At 65.3% G+C, this 15,969-nt stretch carries 15 protein-coding genes; 6 read left to right on the top strand and 9 right to left on the bottom strand.

What is annotated here, in order from left to right; all coding sequences use genetic code 11:
• Window positions 1-120 precede the first annotated feature (120 nt).
• From U1E20_RS03730 to U1E20_RS03715, 4 genes are all read right to left on the bottom strand, one after another.
• Complete coding sequence (locus U1E20_RS03730) at window positions 121-348, bottom strand: ribbon-helix-helix protein, CopG family (RefSeq protein WP_409979241.1); 228 nt, start codon at window positions 346-348, stop codon at window positions 121-123.
• Window positions 349-458: 110 nt separating this feature from the next.
• On the bottom strand, window positions 459-2,639 hold the full coding sequence (locus U1E20_RS03725; RefSeq protein ID WP_409979240.1) for a sodium-translocating pyrophosphatase: 2,181 nt from the start codon (window positions 2,637-2,639) through the stop codon (window positions 459-461).
• Between the two features lie 183 nt (window positions 2,640-2,822).
• Window positions 2,823-3,770, bottom strand: coding sequence for a thiamine-phosphate kinase (thiL, locus tag U1E20_RS03720; protein WP_409979239.1), 948 nt, complete (start codon window positions 3,768-3,770; stop codon window positions 2,823-2,825).
• Between the two features lie 185 nt (window positions 3,771-3,955).
• Window positions 3,956-4,921 carry an IS5 family transposase gene (locus tag U1E20_RS03715; RefSeq protein WP_409979238.1) on the bottom strand — a complete coding sequence of 322 codons (966 nt, stop codon included), beginning with the start codon at window positions 4,919-4,921 and terminating at the stop codon, window positions 3,956-3,958.
• Between the two features lie 249 nt (window positions 4,922-5,170).
• On the opposite strand from U1E20_RS03715, the gene U1E20_RS03710 reads away from it, so the two are divergent.
• Window positions 5,171-5,461, top strand: a complete 291-nt coding sequence (locus U1E20_RS03710; RefSeq protein ID WP_409979237.1) for a hypothetical protein — start codon at window positions 5,171-5,173, stop codon at window positions 5,459-5,461.
• Between the two features lie 42 nt (window positions 5,462-5,503).
• Here the strand turns inward: U1E20_RS03710 and serB are convergent, their stop codons facing one another.
• Window positions 5,504-6,406, bottom strand: coding sequence for a phosphoserine phosphatase SerB (gene serB, locus U1E20_RS03705; RefSeq protein WP_409979236.1), 903 nt, complete (start codon window positions 6,404-6,406; stop codon window positions 5,504-5,506).
• A gap of 27 nt (window positions 6,407-6,433) precedes the next feature.
• Here serB and miaA point away from each other — a divergent pair, with 27 nt between their 5' ends.
• Window positions 6,434-7,375 (top strand): tRNA (adenosine(37)-N6)-dimethylallyltransferase MiaA, encoded by a 942-nt coding sequence (gene miaA / locus U1E20_RS03700; protein WP_409979235.1) that lies wholly within the window; start codon window positions 6,434-6,436, stop codon window positions 7,373-7,375.
• Here the strand turns inward: miaA and U1E20_RS03695 are convergent.
• A complete protein-coding gene (locus tag U1E20_RS03695; protein WP_409979234.1) occupies window positions 7,338-8,162 on the bottom strand; it encodes an RMD1 family protein in 825 nt (274 codons plus the stop codon). The genes miaA and U1E20_RS03695 overlap by 38 nt on opposite strands.
• A 121-nt stretch (window positions 8,163-8,283) precedes the next feature.
• Here U1E20_RS03695 and fdxA point away from each other — a divergent pair, with 121 nt between their 5' ends.
• Together fdxA and U1E20_RS03685 are read left to right on the top strand one after the other, a co-directional pair.
• Window positions 8,284-8,619: a ferredoxin FdxA gene (fdxA, locus tag U1E20_RS03690; RefSeq protein WP_409979233.1), complete on the top strand. Its 336-nt coding sequence runs from the start codon at window positions 8,284-8,286 to the stop codon at window positions 8,617-8,619.
• A gap of 670 nt (window positions 8,620-9,289) precedes the next feature.
• Window positions 9,290-10,390: a CarD family transcriptional regulator gene (locus U1E20_RS03685; protein WP_409979232.1), complete on the top strand. Its 1,101-nt coding sequence runs from the start codon at window positions 9,290-9,292 to the stop codon at window positions 10,388-10,390.
• A gap of 65 nt (window positions 10,391-10,455) precedes the next feature.
• Here U1E20_RS03685 and U1E20_RS03680 read toward each other — a convergent pair whose 3' ends face one another.
• The 3 genes from U1E20_RS03680 to U1E20_RS03670 all read right to left on the bottom strand — a co-directional run bounded on the left by U1E20_RS03680 (window position 10,456) and on the right by U1E20_RS03670 (window position 13,761).
• Window positions 10,456-11,334 (bottom strand): RNA polymerase factor sigma-32, encoded by an 879-nt coding sequence (locus U1E20_RS03680; RefSeq protein ID WP_409979231.1) that lies wholly within the window; start codon window positions 11,332-11,334, stop codon window positions 10,456-10,458.
• A 122-nt stretch (window positions 11,335-11,456) separates the two neighbouring features.
• Window positions 11,457-12,890, bottom strand: coding sequence for a M48 family metalloprotease (locus U1E20_RS03675; protein WP_409979230.1), 1,434 nt, complete (start codon window positions 12,888-12,890; stop codon window positions 11,457-11,459).
• 16 nt (window positions 12,891-12,906) lie between these two features.
• Window positions 12,907-13,761, bottom strand: a complete 855-nt coding sequence (locus tag U1E20_RS03670) for a thermonuclease family protein (RefSeq protein WP_409979229.1) — start codon at window positions 13,759-13,761, stop codon at window positions 12,907-12,909.
• A 97-nt stretch (window positions 13,762-13,858) separates the two neighbouring features.
• Here U1E20_RS03670 and ybgF point away from each other — a divergent pair, with 97 nt between their 5' ends.
• Both ybgF and tilS read left to right on the top strand, forming a co-directional pair.
• A complete protein-coding gene (ybgF, locus tag U1E20_RS03665; protein ID WP_409979228.1) occupies window positions 13,859-14,854 on the top strand; it encodes a tol-pal system protein YbgF in 996 nt (331 codons plus the stop codon).
• Window positions 14,855-14,891: 37 nt separating this feature from the next.
• Complete coding sequence (tilS, locus tag U1E20_RS03660; protein ID WP_409979227.1) at window positions 14,892-15,911, top strand: tRNA lysidine(34) synthetase TilS; 1,020 nt, start codon at window positions 14,892-14,894, stop codon at window positions 15,909-15,911.
• Window positions 15,912-15,969 lie beyond the last annotated feature (58 nt).

Below are 15,969 nucleotides of genomic sequence, written 5' to 3'. Positions count from 1 at the left end.
AAGTCCGCCTGCGCCGCCGAAACGCTCGTCCGCTGCGATAATGCAAGACGCCCGCGCGAAAGTCACATGCCTATTCGCCGCGGACGGCCTCGCGCCGATCGTCTCGACGCGCCGATCGGTTCATTCGGCGAGTTTCTCATAGAGGACGCCGTAGCGCTGAAGGCTCGATCTATGGACGTTCATGACGTGAGGTCGAGATTTCGCCCTGCTGCGTAGCGCGACGTGCGCTCGCAGAGCGTCCTCGATGACGGCGTGCGCCTGCCGGCCCTCTTGCTTCGCGAGCTTTCCTATCTGGGCCAGCAGAGCGCTATCCACTTGGAACGTAAACGTCTCGCGAACGCGGGTCATATCTCTTCGATCCTTGGAGAAGACTCTGACATTCTTCCAAGATTTCAGGACAGTTTCAAAAGAAAAGGGCGGGGTCTCCCCCGCCCTCTCAAAACCGCCTCGCGCTTCGCTCAATGCGCCAAAATCGCCAGCATCAGCAGCGCGACGATATTGGTGATCTTGATCGCCGGATTCACCGCGGGGCCGGCGGTATCCTTATAGGGGTCGCCGACCGTGTCGCCGGTCACCGCCGCCTTATGGGCGTCCGAGCCCTTCTCATGCTTGACGCCGGCCTCGTCGATAAAGCCGTCCTCGAAGGATTTCTTGGCGTTGTCCCAGGCGCCGCCGCCCGAGGTCATCGAGATCGCCACGAACAGGCCGTTGACGATGACGCCCAGCAGCAGCGCGCCGAGCGCGGCGAAGGCGTTGGCCTTGCCGCCGAGAATCCAAGCGACGATGAAGGCGACGATCGGCGCCAGCACCGGCAGCAGCGAGGGCACGATCATTTCCTTGATCGCGGCCTGGGTCAGCATGTCGACGGCGCGGCCGTAATCCGGCCGGTCCGTTCCGGCCATGATGCCGGGCTTCTCCTTGAACTGCCGGCGCACCTCGACGACGACCGAACCGGCGGCGCGGCCCACCGCCGTCATGGCGATGCCGCCGAAGAGATAGGGGATCAGGCCGCCGAACAGGAGACCCGCCACGACATATGGGTTCGACAGGTCGAAATCGACCTTGTCGATGCCCTTGAAGAAGGGCACGCCCGCCTCGATGAAATGCTTCAGATCATTGGTGTAGGCGGCAAAGAGCACCAGCGCGCCGAGGCCCGCCGAGCCGATGGCGTAGCCCTTGGTCACCGCCTTGGTGGTGTTGCCGACCGCGTCGAGCGCGTCGGTGTTGCGACGCACCTCCTTCGGCAGGCCCGACATTTCGGCGATGCCGCCGGCGTTGTCGGTGACCGGGCCGAAAGCGTCGAGCGCCACGATCATGCCGGCGAGGCCGAGCATGGTCGTCACCGCGATCGCGGTGCCATAGAGACCGCCAAGCTCATAGGTGAGAATGATGCCGAGAACGATGACCAGCGCCGGCGCGGCGGTCGCTTCAAGCGACACGGCGAGGCCCTGGATGACATTGGTGCCATGGCCGGTCACCGACGCCTGAGCGATCGACACCACCGGACGCTTGCCGGTGCCGGTGTAATATTCGGTGATGTAGACGATGGCGCCAGTAACAATCAGGCCGAGAACGCCCGAGAGGAACAGGCCGTAGCCGTGAATGGCTTCGCCATTCACTTTGCCGATCTCGCCCCAGCCGACGGTGACGGTGGTCGCCAGGAAGAGGCCGGCGATCGACAGCACGCCGGTGGCGATGAGGCCCTTATAGAGCGCGCCCATGATCGAATCGTCGATGCCGAGCTGCTTGAAGTAGGGCGCGGCGAATTTGCCCCATTCGGTGTCGTCATCGCCCATCTTCACGAAATAGGTGCCGGCGATCGAGGTGAGGATCGAGAGGCCGCCGATCGCGAGCGGATAGATCATCGCCGAGGCCAGTCCCTCCTGGCCGGCGAAGAAGATCGAGGCGAGCACCATGGTGGCGACGACCGTCACCGCATAGGTCTCGAAAAGGTCGGCCGCCATGCCGGCGCAGTCGCCGACATTGTCGCCGACATTGTCGGCGATCGTCGCCGGATTACGCGGATCGTCCTCGGGAATGCCGGCTTCGACCTTGCCGACGAGGTCAGCGCCGACATCGGCGCCCTTGGTGAAAATGCCGCCGCCAAGGCGCGCGAAGATCGAGATCAGCGAACCGCCGAAGCCAAGCGCGACAAGCGCGTCGACGACCGTACGATCAGAGGGCGCATAGCCGGCGTACCAAGTGAGGATCGCATAATAAACCGCGACGCCAAGCAGGGCGAGGCCGGCGACAAGAAGTCCGGTCACCGCGCCGGCCTTGAAGGCGATGTCGAGGCCGCCGGCGAGCGATTTCGTCGCCGCCTGGGCGGTGCGGACATTGGCGCGCACCGAGACATTCATGCCGATATAGCCGGCGGCGCCGGAGAGAATGGCGCCGAGCAGGAAGCCGAAGGCGACCGCCCAGCCGAGCAAAATGGCGAGGACCAGAAAAATCACGCCGCCGACCATGGCGATGGTCTTGTATTGGCGATTGAGATAGGCCTGCGCGCCTTCGGCGACCGCGCCCGAAATCTCCTGCATCCGCGCCGACCCCGGATCGGCCGCAAGCAATTCCTGAGAGGTCTTGACGCCGTAAACGATAGACATCAGTCCGAAGACGATGGTTAGAAACAGAACCATTTTGACTTCGCCTTTTCGTTCCTCGACCGGGGAATGGCCGAATTGGTCACGTCGCGGCGATCGTGTCGCGCAACGAAAAAAAGAGGACCGGCCCCGCCGAGCGACTCGGGCGGGGACACGGCTTTCCGGCGGGCTTTCTGCCAGAAACGTAGCCGCGCGGCAATGCTGCGGCGCTGCTATTTTTTAGAAGTGTTGGAAGGACAATTTTTTGAAAAAAGCCGGCTTTCCTTGAGCGTCGAGGAAGATCGGCGGCGCCTTTCCCGCCGCAATCTCGCCGATGCGGCCGGCGGGCGCCGGAGGGGCCGCGTCAGGCCCGGCGGCAATGAGGATTTCATAATCATCCCCGCCGGTCATCGCCGTCTCGAACAGCGCCGGCTCGATCGCGATCGCCTCTCGGGCGGCGGCGGACAGCGGAACGGCGGGAAGATCGACCATGGCGCTGACGCCCGAGGCGCGGCAGAGCTTGGCGAGATCGCCGGCGAGCCCGTCGGAAATATCCATCGCGGCGCTGGCGTTGGCGGCGAGCCACGGCGCGAGATCGAGTCGCGGCTTCGGCAGCAGGTAGCGTCCGATGAGATGGTCGCGCGCCTCGGCGGGGAGACGCGCCGCGAGCGCGGGATCGCGGCGAACGGCAAGACCCAGCGCGGCGTCGCCGATCGGCCCCGAGACGAAAATCGCGTCTCCGGGCCTGGCGCCGGTGCGCGGCACGAAGCGCGGCGCGCGGCCGAGCGCCGTGATTGAAATGGTCAGCGGGCCGGGCGTCGCCCCGGTGTCGCCGCCGATCAGCGGCGCGCGGTAAGCGCGCGCGTCCTCCGCGAGCCCGGCGGCGAAGGCGTCGAGCCAGTCATTGGTCCAGTCGCCGGGCAGCGCCAGGCCCAACAGAAAGCCGATCGGCTCGGCGCCCTTGGCGGCAAGATCGGAAAGATTGACGCGCAGCGCCTTTTTGGCGATCAGCGCCGGAGCGTCGTCGGCGAAAAAATGCACGCCGGCGACGACCGTGTCGGTGGTGACGACCAGCGGCGCGCCTTCCGGCGCAAGCAGAGCGGCGTCATCTTTTAACCCCAACGCCGCCGCGCCGGCGATCGGCGCGAACACGCGGGCGATGATCTCGTCTTCGCTATAGCGTGACATGACTTCGCCCACGTGCTTCGAGACGCGAGCTGCGCTTGCTCCTCATGCTGGAGACCTTTGCACGGAAGGCGGTTTTGGCGCGAGTAGGCTTTTTGGGGTGGATTGATTGCCAAGAAGGCGTCGTTTTGAGTGCGGGCTGCGGCTGCGCCTCGTCGTCGGGACGACTTGGGCCGCCGCCAAGGCGCTCAAAGAGCGGCGAGGACGCGCCAGCGCCGCAAATTGAAGGCGAGGCGGAACAACGTGAGGTCGGCGGCGTTGCGCAACTGGGTAAAGGCGCGCATGCGGCCGAGCCGGTAACTTCGCTTCATCGTGCCGGACAGGCTTTCGATGGCGCGTCGGGTCAGCGACAGTTGGTGATTACGCAGGACCTCCGCCGCCGTCAGCGGCCAGCCGCGCCTTCTGCGCATGAGGCCGTCGCCCAGTTCGCGGCGCGCCAGCTCCGCGCGCAATCCGTCGCTGTCCTCGCCGAGGTCCGCATAGACGACCCCAGCCGCATGGTCGAGACGCTGCGGCGCCACCGCGACATCCTGCACATTGGCGGGCGTCAACTTCATGTCGCGCACAAGACCCGAGCCGGCGTCGACGGCGACATGCATCTTGTAGCCGAAGGCGAAACGGCCGCGTTCACTGGTTGTGCCAAACCGCGCCGCCTTGTCTGTCGCGCTCATCTTGCCTTCGTCCATGCGCGGACGCCGTGCGGCGCTCGTCACCAGCGTCGCGTCAATCGGGGGTCCTTGCCTGAGCATCAGGCCGGCCAATGCGATCTGACGATTGGCCTCGGCAAGCAGCTTGTCGAGCAGATCGTGGACGCCAAGCTGCTTGCGAAATCGCCAGATGGTCGAGTGATCCGGCGTCGGATCGCCGAGCGACAGGCCAACAAAGGCCGTGAAACTCAGACGATCGGCCAACGCCGTCTCCATCTCGGGATCGGACAGGCCATGCCAGCGCTGCAAGAGCAGCGTCTTGAACATGACGAGCGCCGGATCGGACGGCTCGCCTCTCGCCGCGACGTGAAGAGCGCTCGAAAGCTTCTCGAACGGCGCCCAGTCGACGAGACTGGCGATGTCCATCAGCGCCAATGGCCGAGACCGCCCACGCTGCGCAACGAGCACGTCAAGAAATTCAAGCTGCCCGACCCGACGTTTCGGCATCTGCATCTCCCACTCTTCAGCACAAGTGAATCACGCCACCCGATTCGTGCAAAGGTCGCCAGGATGAGGAGACCGCGCAGCGGCTGTCTCGAAGGACGAGGGGCCGACTCGAGCTGGCGCGCGGCATGTGCGCGAGCGCACTTACAAAGGGGCGTGCCCAGTTGACGATGGCGTCGGATCGAATTTGATCCCGGAGCCGAAGGCAAACGGCGCCGCTGATTTTAAAAAGCACATATTCAGGAGAGCTTCATGAAAACCATGTTTCGTACTACCCTCGCGTCTGCGGCCCTCGCATTCTTATTTTCCGGAGCGGCGACCGCTCAGACGATCGAACTCAAGCTCCATCTCGGCGACGGCGAAGGCAAGAGCGCGTCTCAGGACTCGAAAGGTTCGAGCGGCGAGAGCCAGAAGCCGAAAGCCGGACGCCAGGGCGGCGGCCAGAGGTTTTATCCGGCCTATTATCGTCCCTACCCGGTCTACTATCCGCGGCCGGCCTATTATTACTATGGCCCGCGCTACGTCTTTTACCGCGGCTTTTGAAAAGATCGGCCCGGCGCCAGCGCGCCGGGGCGTTCCGCAAAGTCAATCCACAAATTCCTCCCGCCGAAATCCCTGCGCATAGAGCGCCGCCGTCAGATCGGCGTGATCGATGCGCGCGTCCGCCGCCGCCGCCACTTTCGGCTTGGCGTGGAAGGCGACGCCCAGCCCCGCCTCGCGCAGCATGTCGAGATCATTGGCGCCGTCGCCGATGGCGAGCGTCGCGTCGTGCGGCAGCGCGCGCGCGTCGCGCAATTCGATCAGCGCCGCTCGCTTGGCTTCGCGTCCGAGCACCGGCGCGACCACCGCGCCGGTCAGCGCGCCATCAGAAATTTCGAGAAGATTGGCGCGCGTCTCATGAAAGCCGATGCGGGCGGCGACCGGTTCGGTGAATTGCGTGAAACCGCCGGAGACCAGCGCCGTATGGGCGCCATGCGCGCGCATCGTGCGCACGAGCTGGCGCCCGCCCTGGGTCAGCGTGATGCGCGTCAGCAGAGTCTCGACTTGAGCGAGCGTCACCCCCGCAAGCAGCGCCACCCGTTCCTTCAAGGCGTTTTCGAAATCGACCTCGCCGCGCATGGCGCGTTCGGTGATCGCCGCGACATGTTCGCGCAGGCCGACGAGGCCGGCGAGTTCGTCGACGCATTCCTGTCCGATCATCGTCGAATCCATGTCGGCCACGAGAAGCTTCTTGCGACGTCCGATCGTCGGCTGAACGATGACGTCAATCGGATCATCGGCGACCGCCGCCAGGAGACGCGACCGCAGATCGGCGAGGTCATGTCCCGCGACGGACAGAAACGCGTCGACGGCGAGACCTTCCGCGAGCCAATCGCGTCCGGCGTCGATCAGCCCGGCGTCATAGAGAGCGCCCGACACCGCGCGTTCATTGAGCCCAGCCCCCCGGCCGGCGACAAAGGTCGCGACATAGTCGATGGGCTTTGACATCTCGATCGTTTCAGCGGCAATAGCGGCATGCGCGCGCGCGCCATTCTCATTGCAGGTCCAACCGCTTCGGGCAAGTCCGCGCTGGCGCTGGCGCTAGCGCGCCGCCGGCCGAGCGCGCTGGTCAACGCCGATTCGATGCAGGTCTATCGCGACCTGCGGATCATCACCGCGCGCCCGACGCTCGAAGAGGAAGCCGCCGCGCCGCATCTTCTCTTCGGCCATGTCGACGCGGCGGCGAATTATTCCGTCGGACGCTGGCTTGACGATTTCGCCGCCGCGCTGCGCAAGCTCGAGGCGCGCGAGCTGACGCCGATCATCGTCGGCGGCACCGGCATGTATTTCAAAGCCGCGCTCCATGGGCTTTCGGACATTCCGGCGGCGCCCGCGGAAGTGCGCGAAGCCCTACGCGCCTGGGCCAAGGACAAGACCTCGCGTGAGCTTCACGCCGAACTCGCCGCCCGTGATCCGGATACGGCGGCGACTCTGCGCGACACCGATCCGCAGCGGCTGCTGCGCGCCCTCGAAATATTTGAGGCGACAGGCAAGCCACTCGTCTCCTTTCACGGCCCGCGCAGCCCGCCGCTGCTGAACGCGGCCGAATGCGCCGCCTTTTTCCTCGCGCCGGAGCGCAAGCAGCTTTACGCGCGCATCGACGCGCGGTTCGAACGGATGGCGGGGCAAGGCGCGATCGAGGAAGTCGCGGCGCTCAAGGCGCGCGAATTAGACCCTGCGCTGCCGGCGATGCGCGCCCATGGCGTGCCGCATCTCATCGCCTATCTCGACGGACGACTCACGCTGGAGGAAGCGATTTCGCGCAGCCAGCTCGACACGCGCCGCTACGCCAAGCGGCAACACACCTTCGCGCGGCATCAGCTTCCGCATTTCAAATGGATCGCTGGCGAAACGCCGCTGAACGACGTCGACGCCGCGCTCAGCTCATGCGCGCCACCAACATCTGAAATAGAGTGAGGGCGATTTCCATCGCGATCAGAACGATGATCGTCCACTCCAGCCGAACCGAGCGCGCCGCGTCGATGAGATCGGTGAGCGCGCGAGCCGTCTCGCCGATCACGTCGATCTTGGCGCTCAGCGTGCGCGCCCGCGGCGTGAGTTCGTACTCATCCTCAAGACGCGCATAAAGCCGTTCGAGGTCCGGCCGATCCCACAGCACGTCCGGCTTGTCGTCGACCGCGACGCGGCCCGAGACGCGGTGGCGCACGAGCAAAGTCTGGCCCATCAGCTCCAACATGGATTTGCGCTTCCATGGCGGACTGCCCTTCGCCGCGAGTTCGGCGGCGAAAGGTTCAATCGTGTCGAAGACGGCGTTGACCCGGCGCTCGTCGCGCGCCAGCGCGACGCTTTTCGCCAGGACGTCGGCGATCACCAGCAAACGCGCCTCGGAAAGATCCTTGACCGCCAGACGCCCGTCTGGCAGCGCCTTCTCCTCGCCGTCAGGCGTCGCTTCGACGATCAGCGTCTCGTCGTCGCCGCGCGACGCGCCCGAGACGCGAAGGCCGGTCTTCTTGACGATTTCATCCTCCTCAAGCGGCGACAGTCCGAAGAGAACGGCGACCCCGAAGCGATACAGCACGGCGAATCCGCCCTGCCCGACGCGGAAGGCGAGCGGCGCCGTCGAAACCAGATCGGCCCGCTCGAGACCCTCCGTGTCGATTCGCTCGCCGAGCAGCAGCGCTCGGGCCATGAGCGTCTGCGGAATCAAGGCCGCCGCCGCCGGAGAATGCATTGTGTCGACCATGTTCTGACCTTGTGGCTTCGCGACGCGATCATATCTCTGACGCGCGCTTCTGTTCTGCTCGCCTTGCGTGACGCGGGCAAAAAAGCTAGCAAGCGGCGAGGTCGCGGAGAGATCACCCCCCATGACTTATGTCGTCACGGAAAACTGTATCAAATGCAAGTATATGGACTGCGTGGAAGTCTGTCCGGTGGACTGCTTCTACGAAGGCGAGAACATGCTGGTGATCCATCCGGACGAATGCATCGACTGCGGCGTCTGCGAACCCGAGTGCCCGGCGAATGCGATCAAGCCGGATACCGAGGAAGGCCTTGAGCAGTGGCTGCAGCTTAACGCTGAAATGGCGCAGAACTGGCCCAATATCACGATCAAGCGGGACCCGCCGGCCGACGCCAAGGAATGGGACGGCAAACCCGGCAAGATCGAGCAGTTTTCGGCGGAGGCCGGCCAGGGCGACTAAACGGCGTTCGGCGCCGCGGCCGACGCCTCAACCGGGGCTAGAGCGTTTCCACATCGTTAATTTTTTTAAAACTTCGTTATTTCATAGGGCTAGGCTGTCCTGCGGGCTTTTCGCCGGCGGAGCCTGAGCGCTTCCGCCTTTGATTTTCACGCTTGAACGTGTTATAAATCACACACTAAATGCACGCCTTGTCGAAGGGCGATGCGGCGCTGCAGCACCGTCTCGAATTCGAAAGCCTCTCTTTCCCAAGGCTCGGCCCAGAGGCCCGGCTGCCGGGCATGCGGCGCTAGCAAGGTTTCCACATGCCGCCTTCGCGGTGTCGCGGCCCGGCTGCCGGCGGCATGAGCGATTCGTCAGCGGCGGCGATCGTCCCGTCTCCACAGCGGGACAGCACAGGAGTAGCCCGCGTATGCCCTCCAACAAGAAGGCCGAGAAAAAGCCGACCGCAACTGCCTCCACCGCAGCCGCGCGCGCCAAGGGCTCGGCCGCGCGCTCCAAGACGCAGGCCAAACGGGCCGCCAAGAACGGCGCCACGAAAACCGCCGCCGCGAGAAATTCGACGGCGAAAAAGTCCTCCGCCCGCTCCGTTTCAACGGCCAAGTCGACGCGAACCGCCGCTGCCTCGAGCCGGAAAGCAAGCGCAAGAACATCGGCCAAGACCACAAAAAAGATGACATCGAAAGCACCGACGACCAAAGCCAAAACATCCGCCAAGGACAAGACCGCCAAGACTGCGGCGCGGGCCGCGGCGACGCGCCGCTCGGCCGCGGCCGGTCGAGCCGTCGCCCGGACAGTCGCCCCGAAAGCGGCGGCGAAGTCGCACGCCAAACCCTCGGTCGCGGCCAAATCGGCCGTCAAGAGCGCGACGAAGCGCGCCGCCGCCGCCAAAGCCGCCAAGACCGCGGCGGAAAAGGTGAGCGCCAAGCCGAAAACGCCGGAAATCAACACGGTCAAGCCTGCCGCGGCGAGCAAGCCTGCGGCGGTCAAGCCGACGACGGCCGCTGCGCCGATCGCGCCGGCGGCGAAGGCGCCGGCGAAGCCGGTCGAGCAGTCGAAGCCGGTCGTCGCGGCGGCCGCGCCCCCGGCCCTCAAGCCCGCCGAAAAAGCGCCAGCCCCCGCGCCGTCAGCGGCGCCGGCTCCCGCCGCCGCGCCGGTTAACGCCGCGCGGCCGGCCGCTCCCGCCAAGGCCAAGACCGCGATCGCTCCCAAGCCCGGCTTCAAGCTCAATGAGTTCATCGTCTACCCGGCGCATGGCGTCGGGCAGATCGTTGGCGTCGAGACTCAGGAAGTCGCCGGCTTCAGCCTCGAGCTTTTCGTCGTGAGCTTCATCAAGGACAAGATGATCCTGAAAGTGCCGACGAGCAAAGTCGCCAGCGTCGGCATGCGCAAGCTTGCCGAATCGTCGATCGTCGACAAGGCGCTGCTGACTCTGAGCGGCCGCGCGAGGATCAAGCGCACCATGTGGTCGCGCCGCGCCCAGGAATATGAGGCCAAGATCAACTCGGGCGATCTCATCACCATCGCCGAAGTGGTTCGCGACCTCTACCGTTCCGACACGCAGCCGGAGCAGTCCTATTCGGAACGCCAGCTTTATGAAGCCGCCTTGGATCGCATGGCGCGAGAAATCGCCGCCGTGCGCAGACTGATCGATTCGGAATCGCTGAAGCTGATCGAATCGTTCCTGCTCAAAGGACCGCGACGCGGACCGAAGGCCGAGGGGGATGTCGGCGATGACGGCGGCGACGAAACCGACGTCGACCGCGCGGCGTGATCGGCCAACAAAAACCCCGGAAGCGATTTCCGGGGTTTTCTTTTTCAGCCTTCCGCCTTATCGGCTCACGCTCTTGCCTCCTCGGCCGCCGCTGTCTCCTGCATCCGTGACAGAGCGCGCCTGAGTTTTACTAGCGCGCGGCTCTCGATTTGCCGGACCCGTTCCTTGGAAATGCCGAGGCGATCGCCAAGCGTTTCGAGAGTGACGAGATTTTCAGCGAGCCGCCGCTCGCGCACGATGCGCAATTCGCGCTCGGAGAGAATGGCGAGCGCATCCTTGAGCCAGCGCGCGCGCCGATCCGAATCCAGCGTTTCCTCGACGATCTGATCAGGCAGCGGTTTCTCGTCGACGAGAAAATCCATTCGCTGCGCGGAGCCTGCCGATTCGTCGTCGACGAGCTGCGCGTTCAGCGACACGTCGGAGCCAGAAAGACGCGAATCCATCATTTCCACGTCGGCGCGCGACACGCCGATCGCATTGGCGATCGTCTGATAGGCGTCGATTGGATTCGCGCCGTGATTCTCTCGCGCCAACCTCGCGCGCAAGCGACGCAAATTGAAGAACAGCGCCTTTTGGGACGAACTCGTCCCCCCGCGCACGATCGACCAGTTACGAAGAACGTAATCCTGGATCGACGCTCTGATCCACCATGTCGCGTAGGTCGAGAAGCGCACGTCTCGTTCTGGCGCGAAGCGCGCGGCGGCTTCGAGAAGTCCGACGTGGCCTTCCTGGACGAGGTCGGAGAGCGGCAATCCATAATGTCTGAATTTCGCCGACAGGGCGATCACCAGGCGCATGTGCGCCGCGGTCAACTTATGGAGCGCCGCGCGATCGTCGCGCTCTCGCCACGCCACGGCGAGTCGCTTCTCCTCGTCCCGTTCTAAAAATGGAGCTTCCGCTGCAGCTTTAATCAACTCACGCCCGAGCCCCGGCATATACGCCATGACGCCCTCCATGCGCGGCCGGCCCGACTAATGGCGAGACATGCCGCGCGTCCATATTTTTGTTCTCGGGAATAACTGACGGGGCGCGACACTTGTTCCCAAAGCGAGCAAAAACCGGAGCGTCAATCAGTTACGATTTTGTAATGTTCGCCGGGGACGATGGGGTCGCCGGCCGACAGCCCATTGAGAAGCATGAAATATTCGGCGGGCCGGTTGGGAACCACCATGCGCGCGGCCATTGTTTCGATCGTCTCGCCGGGGGCGGCGACGGCGACCGCAATCCTTAACGGACGAGCGTCGCTGATTTCGTCAGGCGCGAGGCGACGGAAGGATTTGATCGATTCCATGAAGCGCGCGTCGGCGTCGTCGCTCAACGCGCGCGCCGCGAAAATCAGCCGGTAGAGCAATTCGCCCGACCGGATCACGGCAAGCCGGAAGTTCCACTCGCCCGCCCGAGCCACGGCGACCACCGCGGAAAGTCCGTTGATGTCCATGGCGCGCACGGAGGAGGGAAGCAGCCCATCGACCCAGCCGGAACCGACATAGGATTCGAGATTCTCATCCGAAGGCGCGCGCACGCTGTCGAGCCGCAGGGCTTCATTCTCAGGTTCGCGCACGCCAAATACGGCTTCGTTGGAATTTTCGAGTAGAAATCCCTCGGGCGCGGTGAAAGTGAAGCGCAGTCGTGGATGGGTGAACTTCCTGTCGCGCACATAACCTTCGTTTGGATCATCGCCGAAGGCGACGCCCTTGACGGCTTCGAGATAGCCGCCGCGGTCGGCGACGCCGATTCCCGGCGCGCCGATTTCTCGCGCCGCAGCAACCGCCTTAGCGATGCGGTCGGGGGTCGAGGGATGCGTCGACATAATGTCGAAGTCGAGCGACTTCTTCTTTCCATAGAGCGCCGCGCGCAGCTCCGTGGAGCGTCCCAGCGCCGTCAGGAAGCGCGACGCGCCATAAGGGTCGAATCCCGCCCGCGCGATGACGCGGACTCCGGCGGCGTCGGCGTCGAGTTCCTGCTGACGCGAAAAGCTCGCGACCGAGAGCCGCTGGCTGGACCGCACCTCCTCGCCTTTCTGGCGGTTCTGAATGACGGCCGCGGCTTGCGAGATCACCGCCGCCTCTCGCTCGCGTTCGGCGCGCAATGCGCTGTGGCGCAGCGAAACATGGGCGATTTCATGGGCCATCACCGCCGCCGCCTCGGAGGCGTCGCCAGCGAGCGCCAGCAGGCCGCGGGTGACGTATAGATTGCCGGAAGGCAGCGCGAAGGCGTTGACGACGGGCGTATTGAGAATCGTCACCTTATAGGTCGGCTGGCCGGGCGTATCGCTGACAGTCGCGAGTTTGGCGAGAATGGCGTCGAGATAGCGCTCCGCGGCGGGCGCTTCATATTCGCCGCCGAACTGGGCGACGAGCTCCTTATGCTGGACCGTGCTGCGGTTGTCGGGGCGCGGCCCGGCCGGCCGGCTCGAATGCGTCGGCGCCGTGAACAGATGGCCTTGCCGCTCCAGCTCCGCGCAGCCGCCCAACGCCAGCGCGAGGAAGGCCGCCGTCAAAGACAGCGTCGCCCGGCTAGCGAGCGCCGCTGTCAATAAATTCGATCTCGGCTGGCGTAGCGATTTCGATGCGAGACCCGGTCTCAATAAGTCCTCGTACGCGGGCTCGCCGCCCGACAAGGGAGCGGGGCTCGATTCGCCCGAACATAGCCAAATTGCGCCGCGAAATCACGACGGAGAAGCTATCGCGCCATTTGTCGCCAAAATTAAGGTAGAAGGCGCGGCGCGACTCGCCGACCGATCTAATGTCGCCGATAGCGACGATCATTCCCCTGCGCCGCCGCAGTTCACTGGCGGCGTCAGGCGCTGCGAGGTCGATCGTGCGAAATTCGGCCAGCGACCAGAGTCCGACACCCGAATCGCGCGCCAAAGCTTCGGCGGCCAGATAGAGTTTGGCGCAGGCGGCAGCGATCGGATCGGGGCGAAAGCGCGCGTCGCCGGCCGAAAGCAGCGACGCCGCCACGGACGCCAGCGGGGCCGAGGCGCCGCCCGAGAAGTCGCTCGCATAGAGCCGGGCCGGCGTCCTGCCCCAGCGGTCGGGCGACGCGGCGAGCGCGCCCACAAAAACGTCTCGGCCGGAAAGCCAGGATGCAAGACGCTCGCGGACGGCGGCGCGCAGCGCGCCGGCCTCCGGCGGCGGAAAGTCGAGGCCGGCAAGCGCGACGCGACGACCGTCGTCGAGCAGGAGTTCGAAATCCTCGTCGACGGCGGCGACAGTCGCCGGAACGGCCCCTTCAAGCGAGCATTCCCCGCTCTCCGCCGCCGGCGGAAGCGCCAGGCCGGAAGGCGGCCAAGCCGACGCCGCGAGCAGGACGATCGCCGCGCTTCGCAGCCAATGGCGATCGACAAGGAGAAGTTTGAATGAGCGCATCGCCCAACTTTAGCCGGATCGCGACCTATACTCCGGCATGATCAAGCGCGCGTCGACTCTCGCGACGCGCTTAAGCGTAAGTCACGGCCTTCGCTACATGTTCGCACGCTGCGCTCTCATTTTCGCTCTTTCCTTCTTGGCGGCGGGCTCCGCCGAGGCGTTCGACCTCTCTGACGATCCGCCGCCGGCGCAGAATCCCCGCTTCGCCCAAACCTACAATGCTGGGCCGTCCGATATTTATGACAGCGACGAGCAGCGGCCGGGGTCCGAGGCGGCGACCGCGATGCGGATCGATCGGCTGGAACGCGAGTTGCGCCGGTTAACCGGACAAAATGAGGAGCTGCAGCACCGGGTGCAGCTCTTGGAGGAACAGCTGCGATCGGCCAAGACTGAGCCGCCGCATTCTGAAGCCGTCCCGAACGGTCCGATCAATTCCGCGCCAGCGGTGGCGCAAGCGGCGGCTCCCACCGTGGCGAGCGCCAGCAACGCCGGCAAGCGCGGCGACGCTTTCGACCCTGCGGCGCAGCCTTCGGCGCCGGGCGCGCCGAAGCCGCTTGGGACGACGACGCCCTCGGCGCCGCTCGACAACGCCGCGCGGGCAGCTACCGCTTCGCCGGTTCGGGAAGTGGGCCTGCCGCTCGATATCGCCCATGGCCGTCTGGTCGGCGATCAGCCCGCGCCGGCCGAGATCGCCGCCGCGCCTGCGATCCCCGGCCCGAAGGAGGAATATGATCAGGCGGTGAGCGCGCTGCGCGCCGGCAAATATGAAGAAGCCGAGAAATCGCTGACGACCTTTCTGTCGAAGAACGGCAAGGGAAAGCTTGCTCCCGCCGCGACATTCAATTTGGGCGAGAGTTACTTTTTGCGCGGCCGCCACCGCGAGGCGGCCGAGAAATATCTGGAAATCTCGACGAGATACGGCGATTCGCCGCAGGCGCCGGAGGCGCTGCTGCGACTCGGCCAGTCGCTGAGCGCCATGGGCGCGAAGGAGCAGGCCTGCGCCTCCTATTCCGAGATCAACGTCAAATTCCCAAGAGCGGCGACGCGAATCCGCGAAGCGGCCCAGCGCGAGAGCAAGAAAATCCAATGCTAGCCCTCCGCGCTGCGATCGGCGCGGGTCCGGCGTAGGCATGTCCGACGCCGAAGCGGAAACGGCAATCGACGAGTCGATCGAACGGCTGCGCGAACAGGCGCTCGAACTCCTGGCGCCCTACCCTTCCCTGCTGCTGGCGGTTTCCGGCGGACCTGATTCGGTCGCCTTGATGCTGCTGTGCGCGCATTGGTCGTTGCGATCGTACCGCGACATCGCGGTCGCCACCATCGATCACCGCTTGCGCAAGGCGGCGCGCGCCGAGGCCGAGACGGTTGGCCGCTGGGCGCGCGATCTCGGCTACGCGCATCATCTGTTGACGTGGGAGGAAGAAAAACCCGCGACGCGCCTGCAGGAGCGCGCGCGTCAGGCGCGCTACGCGCTGCTTGCGGCATGCGCGCGTCGGATCGGCGCGTCGGCTGTCGTCGTGGCGCATCACGCCGACGATCAGGCGGAAACGATTCTGTTTCGCTTAACCCGCGGCTCCGGAATTGCTGGGCTTGCCGGCATGGCGCGAATCGCGCGCTGCGAGGAATTTGCGCTGCTGCGGCCGCTGCTCGACTTTCGCAAGGCGGAGTTGGAAGCGATCTGCGCGCGCGCCGGACAAGCATTTTTTCGTGATCCGTCGAATGAAGACGACAACTTCGCCCGTGCGCGACTGCGCAAGCTCGCGCCGGTTCTGGCCGCGCAGGGCTTCAGTCAGGAAGCACTTTTGCGGCTTGGCGCGCGCGCGTCGCGCGCCGATGCGGCGCTGACCCAATGCGCCGCCGAAACGCTGCAGCGCGCCTGGCGCAAGGATGACGCCGCATGCGTCGAGCTTGACGCCGCGACGCTTTGCGCGGCGCCCCCGGAAATTCTTCAACGGGCGCTGGCGAGCGCCATCCTGCGGCTCGCGCCGGCCGCGACGCTTCGTCTCGAACGTCTGGAGCGCGCCAGCGCGCGCATCGGCGACGCGCTGACCGCGCGCAAATCGGTTAAAACCACGCTCGCCGACATCTCGATTGAAGCGAGCGACGGACGCGTTCGGCTGCGCCGCGCGCCGCCTCGGCGCTCAAGCTAGACATTAGCCGATTTGCGAGGCTCGGGACGTTCCTGTATGAAGCCGCTTAGCCGCTACA

Origin of the sequence: Methylocystis sp. (assembly GCF_046349115.1) — a bacterium.
In the GTDB taxonomy this organism is placed as follows: Bacteria; Pseudomonadota; Alphaproteobacteria; order Rhizobiales; family Beijerinckiaceae; genus Methylocystis.
The sequence above is the reverse complement of the archived record's forward strand: the minus strand, read 5'-3'. Positions and strand labels throughout refer to the sequence as shown.